At 64.5% G+C, this 14997-nt stretch carries 16 protein-coding genes; 9 read left to right on the forward strand and 7 right to left on the reverse strand.

The features are described 5' to 3' along the window. Positions 1–102 precede the first annotated feature (102 nt). From flgF to flgH, 4 genes are read left to right on the forward strand one after another with little or no spacing between them, the layout of a single operon-like run. Entirely contained in the window at positions 103–864 is a 762-nt protein-coding gene (gene flgF / locus QSV46_RS30970; protein WP_314960567.1) for a flagellar basal-body rod protein FlgF, read from the forward strand. A 16-nt stretch (positions 865–880) separates the two neighbouring features. Then, positions 881–1669: a flagellar basal-body rod protein FlgG gene (gene flgG / locus QSV46_RS30975; RefSeq protein WP_314960569.1), complete on the forward strand. Its 789-nt coding sequence runs from the start codon at positions 881–883 to the stop codon at positions 1667–1669. A 10-nt stretch (positions 1670–1679) separates the two neighbouring features. After that, positions 1680–2819, forward strand: a complete 1140-nt coding sequence (gene flgA, locus QSV46_RS30980; RefSeq protein ID WP_314960570.1) for a flagellar basal body P-ring formation chaperone FlgA — start codon at positions 1680–1682, stop codon at positions 2817–2819. Positions 2820–2822: 3 nt separating this feature from the next. After that, positions 2823–3584, forward strand: a complete 762-nt coding sequence (gene flgH, locus QSV46_RS30985; RefSeq protein ID WP_314960571.1) for a flagellar basal body L-ring protein FlgH — start codon at positions 2823–2825, stop codon at positions 3582–3584. A gap of 543 nt (positions 3585–4127) precedes the next feature. Here flgH and QSV46_RS30990 read toward each other — a convergent pair. The 3 genes from QSV46_RS30990 to QSV46_RS31000 all read right to left on the reverse strand — a co-directional run bounded on the left by QSV46_RS30990 (position 4128) and on the right by QSV46_RS31000 (position 6556). Beyond that, positions 4128–4907, reverse strand: coding sequence for a 2-keto-4-pentenoate hydratase (locus QSV46_RS30990; RefSeq protein ID WP_314960573.1), 780 nt, complete (start codon positions 4905–4907; stop codon positions 4128–4130). 456 nt (positions 4908–5363) lie between these two features. After that, complete coding sequence (dksA, locus tag QSV46_RS30995) at positions 5364–5729, reverse strand: RNA polymerase-binding protein DksA (protein ID WP_008554760.1); 366 nt, start codon at positions 5727–5729, stop codon at positions 5364–5366. 215 nt (positions 5730–5944) lie between these two features. Further along, positions 5945–6556 carry an NAD(P)-dependent oxidoreductase gene (locus tag QSV46_RS31000; protein WP_314960605.1) on the reverse strand — a complete coding sequence of 204 codons (612 nt, stop codon included), beginning with the start codon at positions 6554–6556 and terminating at the stop codon, positions 5945–5947. Between the two features lie 129 nt (positions 6557–6685). Here QSV46_RS31000 and QSV46_RS31005 point away from each other — a divergent pair, with 129 nt between their 5' ends. Then, a complete protein-coding gene (locus QSV46_RS31005; RefSeq protein WP_314960607.1) occupies positions 6686–7057 on the forward strand; it encodes a helix-turn-helix domain-containing protein in 372 nt (123 codons plus the stop codon). Between the two features lie 163 nt (positions 7058–7220). On the opposite strand, the gene QSV46_RS31010 is transcribed toward QSV46_RS31005, so the two are convergent. Continuing rightward, positions 7221–7634, reverse strand: coding sequence for a flagellar assembly protein FliX (locus tag QSV46_RS31010; RefSeq protein WP_314960608.1), 414 nt, complete (start codon positions 7632–7634; stop codon positions 7221–7223). A gap of 270 nt (positions 7635–7904) precedes the next feature. On the opposite strand from QSV46_RS31010, the gene QSV46_RS31015 reads away from it, so the two are divergent. The 4 genes from QSV46_RS31015 (at position 7905) to QSV46_RS31030 (ending at position 10426) form a co-directional block, all read left to right on the forward strand. Then, positions 7905–9029, forward strand: coding sequence for a flagellar basal body P-ring protein FlgI (locus QSV46_RS31015; protein ID WP_314960609.1), 1125 nt, complete (start codon positions 7905–7907; stop codon positions 9027–9029). Next, positions 9029–9397 carry a flagellar assembly peptidoglycan hydrolase FlgJ gene (flgJ, locus tag QSV46_RS31020; protein ID WP_314960610.1) on the forward strand — a complete coding sequence of 123 codons (369 nt, stop codon included), beginning with the start codon at positions 9029–9031 and terminating at the stop codon, positions 9395–9397. The genes QSV46_RS31015 and flgJ overlap by 1 nt, the downstream gene beginning before the upstream one ends. A gap of 12 nt (positions 9398–9409) precedes the next feature. Further along, on the forward strand, positions 9410–9907 hold the full coding sequence (locus QSV46_RS31025; protein WP_314960612.1) for a hypothetical protein: 498 nt from the start codon (positions 9410–9412) through the stop codon (positions 9905–9907). Positions 9908–10066: 159 nt separating this feature from the next. Further along, positions 10067–10426, forward strand: a complete 360-nt coding sequence (locus QSV46_RS31030) for a hypothetical protein (protein WP_314960613.1) — start codon at positions 10067–10069, stop codon at positions 10424–10426. A gap of 126 nt (positions 10427–10552) precedes the next feature. On the opposite strand, the gene flaF is transcribed toward QSV46_RS31030, so the two are convergent. The 3 genes from flaF to QSV46_RS31045 all read right to left on the reverse strand — a co-directional run. Further along, the gene (gene flaF, locus QSV46_RS31035) at positions 10553–10921 is read right to left on the reverse strand and encodes a flagellar biosynthesis regulator FlaF (protein ID WP_314960615.1); all 369 of its coding nucleotides are present in this window, start codon (positions 10919–10921) and stop codon (positions 10553–10555) included. Positions 10922–11207: 286 nt separating this feature from the next. Then, positions 11208–13448, reverse strand: a complete 2241-nt coding sequence (locus tag QSV46_RS31040) for a DUF1522 domain-containing protein (RefSeq protein ID WP_314960616.1) — start codon at positions 13446–13448, stop codon at positions 11208–11210. Between the two features lie 242 nt (positions 13449–13690). After that, on the reverse strand, positions 13691–14997 hold a 1307-nt coding region (locus tag QSV46_RS31045; RefSeq protein WP_314960617.1), incomplete at its 5' end, for a DUF1522 domain-containing protein.

The following is a 14997-nucleotide window of genomic DNA, read 5'->3' on the forward strand; positions in this document are numbered from 1 at the left end:
GGTCGAGACCGGCGGTTTGGGAGAACCTGAGGTCTCGTTCACGGGGTCCGCCAAGGCGCTTGGGAGAGCGAGGTGGCAGGTCCCACTCAGGGGAGATTTCCGATGCAGAACGCGCTTCTGATCGGCTTGTCACGGCAGATGACGTTGGAACGGCAGATGGATGTCATCGCCAACAACGTCGCCAATGCCAACACCAACGGCTTCAAGGCCGACCATTCGCTGTTCGAGGAGTACCTCAACTCGAACGCGCGTGAGGACAATTTCATCGCGTCCGACCGCCGGGTCTCCTATGTGCAGGACCGCGGCACCTTCCGCGACGTCGGCCAGGGGCCGCTGGAGATGACCAAGAACCCGCTCGACATGGCGATCACCGGCGACGCGTATTTCACCGTGCAGGCCAATGGCGGCGAGCGCTACACCCGCGACGGCAAATTCTCGCTCAACAGCACCGGCCAGCTCGTCACCTCCGACGGCAACCTCGTGCTCGGCACCGGCGGCCCGATCACGTTCCAGCCGACCGATCACGACATCAACGTCGCCCCCGACGGCACCGTCACGGTGCTCGAGGGCACGGCCAGGACCGACTCGATCCGCGGCAAGATCCGCATGACCTCGTTCGACGATCCCGCCAGGCTGACCAAGCTCGGAGCCAATCTCTATGCCGCCGGCTCTGCCACCGCGCAGGCCGCCACCAAGTCGACCGTGCAGCAGGGCTACATCGAGAAGTCGAACGTGAACTCGGTCGGCGAGATGAGCCGCATGGTCGAAGTCATGCGCAGCTACACCGCGATCGCCAACCTGCTGCAACAGCAGAGCGACCTCCACAAATCGGCGATCGAGAAGCTCGCCGACGTCCCGGCCTGATTGAGGAAGAACTGACATGCAGGCGCTTCACACCGCAGCGACCGGAATGGCGGCACAGGAACTCAACGTTCAGGTGATCTCCAACAACATCGCCAACCTACGCACCACCGGCTTCAAGAAGCAGACCGCGTCGTTCCAGGACCTGATCTACGAGCACGTCCGCCGCGTCGGCGCCCAGGCCTCGGACCAGGGCACCATCCTGCCGGTCGGCGTCGACATCGGCGGCGGCGTCAAGACCGTCGGCACCCCGCGCAGCATGACGCAGGGCACGCTGTCGCAGACCGGCAACGATCTCGACCTCGCGCTCTCGGGCGAAGGCTTCTTCAAGATCCTGATGCCCGACGGCAGCTACCAGTACACCCGCGACGGCACCTTCCAGATGGACAATCAGGGCCGCGTCGTCACCGCACAGGGCAACCCGGTGCAGCCGACCATCACCATCCCGAACAATGCGGCCGGCATCTCCGTGAGCGAGCAGGGCCAGGTGTCGGTGACGCTGCCGGGCTCGTCGACCTCCTCGATCGTCGGCCAGATCGGCGTCACCCGCTTTATCAACAAGGCGGGCCTTCAGCCGGTCGGCAGCAACCAGTTCACCGAGACGCCCTCCTCCGGCCCGCCGCAGGACGGCACCGCGAACGCCGAAGGCTACGGCAAGATCACACAGGGCAGCCTCGAGCAGGCCAATGTCGACGTCGTCTCGGAGATGAGCGACCTGATCGCGGCGCAGCGCGCCTACGAGATGAACGCCAAGGTGATCAGCGCCGCCGACCAGATGATGCAATCGACCACGGCGCTGTTCCGCTGAGGTGATGACGATGATCCGCACCACAATCGCCACGATTTCCGCCCTGCTCGCGCTTTCGCTGCCGGCGCAAGCCGCCGACGATGTCATCGCGGCGCCGATGCTCCGCGCGAACATCACCGTGACCTCGGACGTGGTTCGGGTCGGCGATCTCATCGACAATGCCGGATCCGCCGCCCTGATCCCGGTCTACCGCTCGCCCGATCTCGGCACCACCGGTGCGCTGCCCGTCGCCCAGGTGCTGGGCGTGCTCCGCGCCAAGCAGGTGATCGGCGTGATGACCGGCGACATCAGGGAGGTCCAGGTCACCCGTCTCGCCCGCACGCTCGCCAACAAGGACCTCGAAAACGCGGTCGCTTCGGCGCTCGAGCGCCGCTTCGGCCTTGGCGATGCCGCCAACATCACCGTCAGCTTCGACCGCGGCGTCGCCGAGATGCGGCTGGATGCCTCCAACACCGGTGCGCTCCAGCCGGTCGCGACCCGCTACGAGGCGCGCAGCGGCCGCTTCGACCTGACCTTCGAGATCAACAACGACAACCATGCGGCGCCGACCAAGCTGCGCTTCACCGGCACCGCGATCGAGACGGTGGAAGTGGCCGTGCTGACGCGCGACATCGACCGCGTCGATCTGTTGAAGGCTTCCGACATCGCACTCGAACGCCGGCCGAAGGCCGAGGTCACGGGCGAGCCCGCCCCGCGCGATCGCACGCTCGGCATGCAGCTCCGCCGGCCGATGCGCGCGGGTACGCCGATCCGCGTCGCCGACATCGTCAAGCCCGACTTCGTGCAGCGCGACCAGAGCGTCACCGTCATCTACCAGGTCCCCGGGATCCACCTCACCACCCGCGGCAAGGCACTCGAAAGCGGCACCGAGGGCGACACCGTGAGCGTCCTCAACCTCCAGACCAAGCGCACGTTGAGCGGCGTCGTCACCGGCCGCGGCCAGGTGACGGTGCAGGGCGCCAGCCAGTCGGCGCCGATGGCGGCCGCGGTCGAGCAGACCTCCTCGCTCAAGCGCGACGAGGCGCCCGCACCCGTCGATACTGCAGCCCTCGTCCGGAACCTGGTCCAGGCCCCCGCGTCGCCGGCGCAAGTCGCACAAGCCCAGATCCCGCAAGTTCGCGTCTCGCAAGCTCCAGCCAAGTCAGAGTAAGTCATGTCCTCGTTCAGTTCGGCTTCCCGTCTTCGTCGCATCGCGATCTCTGCACTGCTGCTGGCCAGTTGCGCGCTGGGCGGCTGCTCCTCGATCGACCGCCTGTCGCAGATCGGCGAGCAGCCGAAATTGTCCGCGATCGACAATCCGACGACGCAGCCCGGCTACAAGCCGGTGCAGATGCCGATGCCGAAGCCGGAAGTCGCCTCCTACAATCCGAACTCGCTGTGGCGCAACGGCAGCCGCGCCTTCTTCAAGGATCAGCGCGCCACCCATGTCGGTGACCTCCTGACCGTGACCGTGAACATCACCGACAAGGCCAACATCGCCAACGAGACCCAGCGCAGCCGAACCGCCAAGGAAGATTCGGGAATTACCGATTTTATCGGCAGCCAGACGGTCACGCAGCCGCTCAAGGTCCTGCCCGGTCGCCTTCTCACCACCGACTCGACATCCTCCGCCGACGGCAAGGGCTCGGTCAACCGCACGGAAGCCCTGCAGACAAACGTCGCTGCGGTCGTCACGCAAGTGCTGCCGAACGGCAATCTTGTGGTCGAGGGCAAGCAGGAAATCCGCGTCAACTACGAGATCCGCGAGCTCATCGTCGCCGGCATCGTCCGCCCCGAAGACATCCAGAGCGACAACACCATCGATTCCAGCAAGATCGCGCAGGCCCGCATCGCCTATGGCGGCCGCGGCCAGATCACGGACGTGCAACAGCCGCGCTACGGCCAGCAAGTCATGGACGTGCTGCTGCCCTTCTAGCCTTCTTCAAGAGCTCCCACATCGTGTTCGCGAACCTAGGCGCGGACGACGATGTACGACGCGGCCCTCGCCAGCTCCCCTGGCGAGGGCCGCATGTATTTTGGCTCCTCGCAATGACGCCGGAGAGACCGCGCAATCGTCACGCCGCATCAGCAACGGCGCGTATCTCCAGATGCACGCCGATCTCCTTCCCGGGATTGCTGGTGCCAGCCGGCGCCCGGCCTTCCCTGCGCCTTCTTGCTTTGCAAAGGGCGGGACGATGCAAAACTCGGCCGGAAGATGCCGCGAAGATGCGAGGGTGTGTCTTGAATTATGGTCTTCGTTGGAAGACGAGGTCGTCACCAAGCGCTCATCTCTCGTGTCCCGGACGCGTCGCAACGCGTCAGCGTTGCGGCGCCGAGCCGGGACCCAGGAAGCCGGGCAACACGCTGGTGCATGGGCCCCGGCTCTGCAGCGCACCGCCGGAGAGGCGCTGCGCTGCGTCCGGGGCGCGAGACGGTCGCTTTAGGAAGGGATCTCGCTCCAACGACGACGCTGCGCCCTTCACGTGAACTCCGCCTCCACCACGCCGAGCCCGTCCAGCTCCATCCGCACCTTGTCTCCGGCGTTCAGCCACAGCGTCTTCACCAGGCTCCCGGTGAGCACGAGCTGTCCCGCGTGAAGACCCTTGCCCTCGGCGGCGAGATGATTGGCGAGCCAGGCGAGTGCGTTGTGGGGATGGCCGAGCACGTCGGCGCCGGTGCCTTGGCTGACCTCCTCGCCGTTGACGATGGCGCGGCCCTTCACCGATTTCAGGTCCGGCACCGACGAGCGCGGCACCACCTCACCCAGGACACAGCCGGCGGCGAAGAAGTCGTCGGCGATCAGGGTCGGTGCGCCCATCGTCTCCCACTTCACGTAGCGGTCGTCGACGATCTCGATCGCGGGATGATAGGACTCGACGGCCTCGCCGACCCATTCGGCCGTGAACGGCGCCTCGCCGGCGGCGAGGTCGCGCTTCAGCCGCACCGCAATCTCGCACTCGACGCCGACACGGACATAGTCGGCGGCCGCGAGCCTGGCCCCGCTGTCGTGCACACCCTTTTGGAACACGCCGCCGCCGCAGGGGTGCGGGATGCCGATATAGTCCTGCATCACCTGGCTGGTGCAGCCGATCTTGTAACCGACCAGCGGGCCGACATGCGGCAGCAGCAGATCGTGCAGCGCGCGCTGGACCTGATAGCCCTCGGCCTCGTCCGCGGGCGGACGCTCCAGCGTGGCGAGCGGCGCATGGTTGCGGCGCGCCAGTGCGATCGCCTTTGCTGCTCGGAGAATGTTGTCCATCGGCGCCGCCTCCCACGCTACGCGATCATGCCCGGCAGTGGAGCATCCCCGCCCCGGCCTGACAAGCGCGGGTGGCGGGTGGAGTACGGCCTCCTGCCCGCGTTTAAGGAAAAATTGAGCTGGTCCAGGCTCAATGGACGCACGCGCCCTTGCGGTCTCGCAAGCCGCGCATCAGGCCTGATTGCAGCGATGCTTGATGCAGCTCGATCAGATCTTCAACAAACGAATCGATGCTGTTGATGCGACTCGCAAAACTCGCCCCCCCCAAGTGAAGGCTGTTTCTCATCCGAACTCACGTGAGCTCGGAGGAATGGACTCTAGCCCATTGATCGCGATTCACTTTTCGCGATCGCACGTTGACGCGCTCGGCGGCAAGCGACAGGCAAAATGCCGATCACGGCGCAAAACGGCGCCATGCATCCAAAAACAAAGAGCCGCATCGCTGCGGCTCGCACTCTATTCGTCGCGGTAGACCTTCTCGCGTTTCTCGTGGCGCTCCTGCGCTTCCACCGAGAGCGTCGCGATGGGCCGGGCTTCGAGCCGCTTCAAAGAGATCGGCTCGCCGGTGTCCTCGCAATAGCCGTAGGTGTTGTCCTCGATACGCTGGAGCGCGGCGTCGATCTTGGCGATCAACTTGCGCTGGCGGTCGCGGGCGCGGAGTTCGATGGCGCGGTCGGTTTCGGACGATGCCCGATCGGCGAGATCGGGGTGGTTCACGTTCTCCTCCTGCAAGGCTTGCAGGGTGAGCTTGGACTCTTTGAGGATCTCATCCTTCCAGGCGAGGAGCTTCAAGCGGAAGTACTCCTTCTGCCGGTCGTTCATGAAAGGCTCTTTTTCGGTCGGTCGGTAGTTTTTCAACTTTTCCAAGGGCGGCCTATCTGTCTAAGCAACGACTCGCAACGGAAACGGGGTCCGTTAAGGCGGGCTTATATAGCGGCGTCCTGTGACAGACAATATTTCCCTGATCGTCTGGCGGGCGCCCCCAAGCCCTTGCACAGGAAGGTTTATCCTGGAGGGCCCGGGGGACGGCCGAATGCCTAATAGCCGACCGTGAAACGCTGCCTCAAATGGGCCGGCCGCTCGATCTCGTCGGCGAGCGCAATAGCGTAGTCGGCGAAACTGATCCAGCTCTTGCCGTTCGCATCTGCGAGAAGCTGGTCGGTCCCGAGCCGGAACTTGGTCGTGCGCTCCCCCTCGATGAACAGGGCCGAGGGCGAGATGAAGGTCCAGTTCAGCTCCTTCTCCTGCCGCAACAGGTCGAGAAAGGCCCCGCCCGCCTCCGCCTCGGCCTTGTATTGGGCCGGAAACCCGGGGGTCGTGACCAGTTTGACGCCGGGAGCGACTTCCAGGCTGCCAGCCCCGCCGACGACGAGATAGCGGCCAACCTTGGACTCCTTCGCCGCGCCGATCAGCTTGAGCGGATCGCTGGCCAGGAAGTGCACGGAACTCACTGCGACGTCATGGCCCGCCCACAGCTTGGCGAGGCCGGCCTGGTCGAGCACGTCCCCCTTGGTGGGCGTGACGTTCGCCAGGGCCGCGATCTTCTCAGGGTTGCGAGCGATGGCCGTGACCGTGTGGCCGCGGCGGGATAGTTCCTTGGTGATCTCCGACCCGGCCCGGCCCGAGGCGCCGGCGACTGCGATTTTCATGGAAGGCTCCTTTGCTTCTGTGGTAACTAACAGTAACTAGATATCGCAAAGAATGCTGGTGTTAAGAGAGCACCTTGTGCTTACCTGATTACGCAGGGGTAACCAGGAACAGATTGCGAGGAACGAGCGATGAAGCCCGACGTCTATGCCGCGAATTGCCCGACGCGCCAGATCCTCGACCGCGTCGGCGACAAATGGGCGGTGCTGATCCTGCTGCTGCTGCGCGAGGAGCCGATGCGCTTCAATCAGTTGCGCCGCACGATCGAAGGCATTTCGCAGAAGATGCTGAGCCAGGTTCTCAAGTCGCTCGAACGCGACGGATTGATCAAGCGCCACGCCATCGCGACCGTGCCTGTCACGGTCGAATATTCGATCACCCAGCTCGGGCTGACGCTTGCCGCCGCCGTCGATCCCCTGCGCGACTGGGCCGAGCAGAATCTGAAAGACGTGCTCGCCGCCCAGCGCCGCTACGATGCGCAGCAGAAGCAGGAAGCGGCGTAGGCTGCGTGAAGTCGACGGAAGACACGTCATCCTGAGGTGCGAGTAGCGCGGTGCGAAGCGCCGTGCTGAGAGCCTCGAAGGATGCACGGCCGAGATGCGTCAGCAGGGGCCGTCGCCCTTCGAGGGCCGCTGAAGAAGCGGCCACCTCAGGGTGACGGATTACTCAAGCCTGCCCGGCCTTGGCCAGTTCGACTTCGACGCGCAGCTCGATCTCCGAGAGCACGGAATCGAGGCCGGCATCGCCCGAGGACGATTTCAGGTTCGCCGCGGCATCGCGCAGCCGCATCACGGTCGAGCCGTCGAGATTGCCGGACAGAAGGCCCATCTTGAGATCGTCGAGCACGTCGAGCGCGGTCTTGCCGCGGGCGACGGAGCGCTTTCGGCGCTCCACCGGATCCTCCTCGATGCCTTGCAGTGCGAGCAGCCCGTCGATGTTCGCGGCGGCCTTCGGCGCGGCAGCGCCCCGCGTCTCCTGTGACGACGAGGTGTCGGGCAGCACGAAGGTGCCGGAGCTTGTCCGCCTGGCCTGGCTGGCCGACGTTCCAAGCGTGGTGCCGTTCGGTCCGTAGATGCGCATTGCAGCAATCCGGGTGATCGATGCGCCACATTCGCCGTTTTATGGTTAACGGGCCGTAAACGACCCGGCAAAATCTGCCGACAGGCGGCAGTTTCGCTCCTCACGGAGAACGCGCGCTGACACCGGTCGAAACAGGTTTATTCAACCTATTCAATCGCGTAACTGCTCTGCCCCGCGTTGGCACAGCGCTCGCAAGGAAAGCGTCGGACCAGCTCGACATGGGAGTGTCTGGATTCGGTCCGAGATTTGGGGAGCCTCGGGGAGCAGAGGATGTCAGGCGTTCGTTGGGTGAGGATTGTTGGAGTGGCCTGCGCCGCGCTGTCAGCGCTGGCGCTCTCGGTCACGTCCGCAAGCGCGACGTCGCGCATCAAGGACCTCGCCAATATCGAAGGCGTGCGGCAGAACCAGCTGATCGGCTACGGCCTCGTCGTCGGCCTCAACGGCACCGGCGACACGCTCAACAACATCCCCTTCACCAAGCAGTCGCTGCAGGCGATGCTCGAGCGCATGGGCGTCAACATCCGCGGCGCCACCATCCGCACCGGCAACGTCGCGGCCGTGATGGTCACGGGCAACCTGCCGGCCTTCGCCACCCAGGGCACGCGGATGGACGTCACCGTCTCCGCGCTCGGCGACGCCAAGAACCTCCAAGGCGGTACCCTGCTCGTGACCCCCCTGCTCGGCGCCGACGGCAACGTCTATGCGGTGGCGCAGGGTTCGCTCGCGATCTCCGGTTTCCAGGCCGAGGGCGAAGCGGCGAAGATCGTGCGCGGCGTTCCGACCGTCGGCCGTATCGTCAACGGCGCCATCATCGAGCGCGAGATCGAGTTTGCACTCAACAGGCTGCCGAACGTACGGCTCGCGCTGCGCAACGCCGACTTCACCACGGCCAAACGGATTGCGGCCGCGATCAACGACTATCTCGGCGTCAAGACCGCCGAACCGATCGATCCCTCGACGGTGCAGCTTTCGGTCCCGCCGGAGTTCAAGGGCAACGTCGTCGCCTTCCTCACCGAGATCGAGCAGCTCCAGGTCGATCCTGACCTGGCCGCCAAGATCATCATCGACGAACGCAGCGGCATCATCGTGATGGGCCGTGACGTTCGCGTCGCCACCGTCGCGGTGGCGCAAGGCAACCTCACCGTCACCATCTCCGAGAGCCCGCAGGTGAGCCAGCCCAACCCGCTGTCGCGGGGGCGCACCGTGGTCGCGCCCCGCAGCAGCGTCACCGTCACCGAGGACGGCAAGAAGCTGGCCCTCGTCAAGGACGGCGTCTCGCTGCAGCAGCTCGTCGACGGCCTCAATGGCCTCGGCATCGGCCCGCGCGACATGATCAGCATCCTCCAGGCGATCAAGGCCGCCGGCGCGATCGAAGCCGATATCGAGGTGATGTGATGCAAACCAGCATGGTCAACACCCCGCGCGCCGCCGCCTCCTCGGCCTTCTCCGTGGAGAGCCGCAACGGCCGCCCCGACTTCGAGCTCGCCGCCGCGTTGCAGAAGGTCTCGCCGCAGCAGCAGACCAGGGCACAAAAGACCGCCACTGATTTCGAGGCGATGTTCCTCAACAGCATGTTCTCGCAGATGACCTCGGGTCTGAAGGGCGAAGGCCCGTTCGGCGACACGCCGGGCACCGGCGTGTGGCGCTCGATGCTGACCGAGCAATATTCCAAGAACTTCGCCAAGGCCGGCGGTGTCGGCGTCGCCACCGAAGTCTACCGCACCCTCATCATGCAGCAGGCGAAAACGATCCGCACGGCATAAGGTCAAAACGAGATGAACCAGTTCAACGCCTCACGACAGCCGGTGCAAGCGCAGCGCCCGAACAGTGCGCCCGGCAACGCCGAGGCGCGCAAGGTCGCCGAGCAGCTCATGGATGCGATGAGCGCCCTACTCGGACTGATCGAGCGCGAGACCGAGCTCGTTCGTGCCGGCCAGGTCCGCGAAGCCATGAGTCTCGAGAGCAAGAAGCAGGAACTGTCGCGAAACTATGTCGGCGCCGTCAGCGAGTTGAAGGCGAACCAGGCCCAGCTTGCGAAATCCGCGCCCGAGCTGCTCTCGACGCTGCATCGGCACCACGACGCCTTCCGCGCGATGCTCCAGGTCAACCTCACCGTGCTCGCGACCGCACACGCGGTCTCCGAGAGCGTCGTGCGCGGTGTCAACGCCGAGATCCAGAAGCGCAACGTGCCGAACACCTATACGGCCGCGGGTCGCCGCGCGGCTCCAGGCCCGCGCCACATCACGCCGCTCGCGGTCAGCCGCTCGCTCTGAGCGCGCGGGAACTGCTTCCAATTTGACGAAAAATCGCGCGGCGATGTCGGCGCGCGGTTAGTCACGTTTGCTTACCAGATGTTCAGTCCCGGTGGTCCATGCTTGCGTATTGAGAGGGGTTGGGATTTGACTCACGACTAGGCAACCAGGAGGCTGCCCATGAGTACAGATTTCAGCATCAGGCCGGTGGGGATCCCGGCGCCTGCGCAGATCGTGACGACGTCGAATTCGGCGGCGAACGAGGCCGTGCAAACCGAATTGCCGGTGAGCCAGACGGTCGCGGCGGGCGACACCAGCGCGCCCGTACGCACGGATCTGCGCAACAACGAGAACATCTCGCGCCAGGTCGTGTTCGACCCGGCAGCCGCGTCCTTTGTGTTTCAGGTGGTCAACGACAAAACCGACGCGGTGGTCAACCAGTTTCCCGACGAAGCGATGCTGCGCCGGCGAGCCTATTTCCATGCGGAAGATCTGAAGTCCCAGCCCTCGCGTCCGCTCAACACGGACCTCAGCGCCTGACGTCTGGATGCCGTGCGTGCGTCGAGCCCGCGCGGATCCGTGACGATTTTTTTGAGCTGAGCGCTGGCGATATTTGTCAGCGTGAACTTTGCACGCGGTCGGCAGGATACGCGGGCAGTCCGTCCATCAGGGGCGGCCGGACAGACCGGCAGCGATGTTCCGGTTGATCTCGATCAGCGGGCGGAACTGATCGAACTGCGGGCTCATCTGCAGGGCAGCGGTCTGGCTCAGCACGAACACACTGATGTTGGCGATCTGCTGGCGCACGTCGAGCGGCTGCGGATTGGTATCGCGCATGGCTTCGCTCAGGAAGATCGTCCAGAGCTTGCGGTTGAACATCAGGGCGTGTGTGGTCTGCTCGCTGAACGGATCGGCATTGTTCACCGCGTCCTGGAGCTTGTTGGCGGCCTTGAGCAGAGTCTGCGCCTCGATGTCGCGAGGAGATGCGGTGGTCGTTGCAACACGCGCGTAGGCCGAGGCAGCGGAATTCGACATCAATCACACCTTGGAGGTTACCTAGCCCGTTGAACGCGCTTAAGGATTTCTTTCCCGACCCTAGGCAGCACCGCTTAAGATTTGCTTACGTGTGTGCTTGGAAGCACTCCGGATTATTACGGGTCACGGAGTCGTTCGCCGCAAAACTAGATCCGCACATTCACGCTGTAAACACGCGCGCATGATGCGCATCAATCTCGGCCAATCCTGCCTTGGCGATCTCCATAAAAACGGCGGAGCATGAGCCCCGCCGCGATATTCCGATTCAGTATCTTGCGCTGCGAGATTAGCGGAGCAGCTGCAGCACGCTCTGCTGCGACTGGTTGGCCAGCGACAGCGCGGACACCGCGATCGACTGGCGGGTCGATAGCGCCTGGCTGTTGGCCGCTTCCTCGTTGGTGTCGGCCAGCGTCAGGTTGGACGAGCCGGTCTGCAGCACGTTGATCAGATTCTTCGAGAAGTCCTGACGCACCTGCACGATCGAGAGATTCGAACCCAGCGCGGAGCCTTCCGAGCGCAGCGTGCTCGAGGCGGCGTTCAGGCTCGCCAGCACCCTGTTGGTGGCGCCGTTGTCGATGAAGTCGATACCGTTGACGAGGTTGCTGAGGCCGAGACCCGCCGCGTTGAAGACCACGCCGTTGATGCCGAGTGTGGAGCTGCCGGTCTCGTTGAAGATCAGCTTCAGCGTGTCGCCGTTGAGCAGGTTCACGCCGTTGAACGAGGCATCCTGCGAGGTCGTATCGATCTGCGCCAGGATGTTGTTGAACTGGTTGACCAGGTTTGAGCGCGCCGTCTGCGCGACCGGATCCTGGATCGGCGGCTGGGCGGTGGTGAAAGCGATCACGCCGGTGATCGTGCCGCCGACCGCGCCGCCGGCGGTTATCGAGCCCAGCGTCGAAGAGGCATACTCGTTGACGGTGGTGATGGTGAGCACGCCGTTGGCGTCGATCGTCGCCGTCAGGTGATTCGCCTGCAGCTGGGAGTTCAGCTGATCAAGCGTCTTGACGGTCCCGTTGGTACCGTCACCAAAGGTCACGTTGACCGGCGTGCCGCCGTTGAACGAGGTAAAGGTCAGGGTCTTGCCCGAGATGCTGCCCGCTCCGGGCGCGCGACCAGCCGTGAAGGCCGTGCCCGTACCGGTCGGACCGGTCAGGCCGAACGCGGACAGTGCGTTGCCCGTGCCGGTGATCGACAAATCCGCGGTGGTGCCGGTGCTGAGCTTGAGAGCTCCGTTGACGACCGAAGAAAGCGACGAACCGCTCGCCGCCACCACGGCGGTGCCGCTGACGATGCCGGCACCCGAGGCCAGGTCGATCGCATTCAGTGAGTCCTGAACGCTTGCGCCCTGGAGATAGACGACGGAGTTGCCGTTGTTGTCCGTGATGATGTTGCCGATCTTGGTGGATCCCGTCGGCGCGGCCGCAGGAACCGCCGCGTTCTTGAACGACACCGTCTTGCCGTCCACATTCAGCGTGGAGCCGTCGTCAACGAGCGTGCCCAGCGTCGCCGAGGTCGTCAGCCGCGCCTTGGTAACAGTGACGTTGCCGGAGCCTGTCGCGGTCGTCAGACCGAGCGCCTTCAGCAAGTCGGCCTTGCCGGTGACGCTGAGATCGGAGCCCGTTCCGGTGGTCAGGGTCAGAATGCCACCTGCGATGGCTGCATTGGTGCCCGACGAACTCGACAATGTCGCCGTGCCGCCGGCGATGGCCGCCTTTTGTACGCCGGTCGCAAGATCGATCGCGTCCATCACGTCCTGGACGTTTGCAGCCGGGGTAGCATTCGTCCCGAGATAAACGGTCGAATTGCCATTGCCGTCGGTGACGACGTTGTTGTTTCGACCAGAACCGGCGGGAACGCTGGCCACCGCGGGCGCAGCGCCGGCCCTGAACGTGATGGTCTTGCCGTCGACGATCATCACATCGCCGTCTGACGGCGCGCCGTTTGCCGCGATGGTGGTCGCACTGGGCGTGCCGAGCAAGGTGAGGCCCGGCGCGAGGCTGTTTGCCGTACCTGCACCGTCAGGGGCAGCAAGACCGGCCAAGGGCTGCGAAATGCCGCCGAGCGTGGTCGTGCCGGTGATCGGAGTCGTGCCACCAGCAGTACCGTTGGTGACGACATTGCCGGTTGCGGTTGCGTAGGTGTAGCTCGTCGTGCCGCGAAGATCGGCTGGCGTAGCCCCCGGGATCGTAGTCGTGATGTTCGATTTGGTCGAATAGCCGACCGTAGTCTGGAGCGCCTGGTTGGCGATCGATTTGGCGCTGTCGATCAGCTTTTGCAGCGAGGTGATGCCGGTATTGGCGGCCTGCAGCACCTGCACACCGTTATTGATGCCGTCGAGCAGGTTGCTGATGTCGCTTGCCCGGTTGTCCAGCCCCTGCGCGGTGAAGAAGTTGGTGGGGTTGTCGAGCGCCGTGTTGACCTTCTTGCCGGTCGAGAGGCGCTGCTGTGTCGTGGCCAGCAGGTCGGCCGTCGACTGCAGTGACAACAGGTTCTGGCGAACCGACGCCGAGAGAACGATGTTGGACATGGCGGGTCTTCCTCTTGAACCGGGTACGAATCGGGGCTCGCCGATCTGGAAAGCGGGCTTTTGTCCACTTTTAGGGGCTGTCCTTTAAAGTATGGTTAACGACGGTTTAAGGGATACGGTTAATGCCGGGTTAGCGTCCCTTCCCGGCCTCGGCTGCACGATCTGCACGGTCTCCGCGCACGCAAAAAAGCGGCGGAGCCGAGGCCCCGCCGCCGTATTTTCCTTGTGATTTCAGCTGCTTATTAGCGGAGCAGCTGGAGCACGCTCTGCTGCGACTGGTTGGCCAGCGACAGCGCGGAGACCGCGATCGACTGGCGGGTCGACAGCGCCTGGCTGTTGGCCGCTTCCTCGTTGGTGTCGGCCAGCGTCAGGTTGGACGAGCCGGTCTGCAGCACGTTGATCAGGTTTTTGTTGAAGTCCTGACGGATCTGCACGACCGAAAGGTTCGAACCGAGGGTGGAGGCTTCCGACCGCAGCGTGCTCGAGGCCGAATTCAGGCTGACGAGCACCTTGTTGGTCGCGGCGTTGTCGATGAAGTCGGTGCCCTGCAACAGGCCGGCCAAACCGAGTCCCTTCGAGTTGAAGGTGACACCGGTGATATTCAAGGTCGACTTGGCCGTCTCGTCGAACACCAGCTTGAGCTGGTCGCCGTTGAGCAGGTTGACACCATTGAAGGACGCGTCGACCGACGTGGTGTCGATCTGCGCCAGGATGTTGTTGTACTGGGCCACCAGGTTGGAGCGGGTAGCCTGCGCCACCGGATCGACAGTCGGCGTCGTCGCATTCGTCCAGCTCAGGGCCGAGGTGATCGTGCCGCCGATCACGCCGCCTGCGACTGCCGAGCCGATCGTCGAGGAAGCGTACTCGTTGGTCGTCGAGATGGTGAGCAGGCCATTGGCATCGATCGTGGCGGCAAGGTTGTTGGCCTGAAGGTGCGTATTCAGCTGATCCAGGGTCTTGACCGTGCCATTGGTGCCGTCGCCGAAGGTGACGTTGACCGCCGTGCCGCCGTTGAAGGAAGCGAAGGTCAGGGTCTTGCCCGAGATGCTGCCGGACGCAGGTGAGCGGCTCGCGGTGAAGGCGGTGCCGGTGCCGGTCGAGCCGGTCAGGCCGAGGGAGGACAGCGCATTGCCCGAACCGGTGATCGACAGATCCGCATTGGCGCCGGTCGAGATGTGCAGCGCGCCGGCGACGATCGAAGACGCGGTCTGGCCGGTGGCTGTGCTCAGCGTCGCCGCACCGCTGGCGTTGGCCGCAGTCTGCACGCCGGTGGCGAGATCGACCGCAGTCAAGATGTCGGCGATGGTGCCCTTGTTGAGGTAAACCGTCGAGTTGCCGCTGCCGTCGGTAACGACGTTGCCGGTGACGCCCGACCCGGTCGCCACGTTCGCAGCAGCGGGCGTACCGCCGTTCTTGAACGTGATGGTCTTGCCGTTGACATTCAGCGTCGAGCCGTCGGTGATCAGCGAAGAAAGGCTGCCCGTGGCCGTCGTGCGGCTCGCGGTGACCGTTGCATTGCCGGAACCGGTGGCACCGGTCAGACCGAGAG

The sequence above is a fragment of the Bradyrhizobium cosmicum genome, from assembly GCF_032290525.1.
In the GTDB taxonomy this organism is placed as follows: domain Bacteria; phylum Pseudomonadota; class Alphaproteobacteria; order Rhizobiales; family Xanthobacteraceae; genus Bradyrhizobium; species Bradyrhizobium cosmicum_A.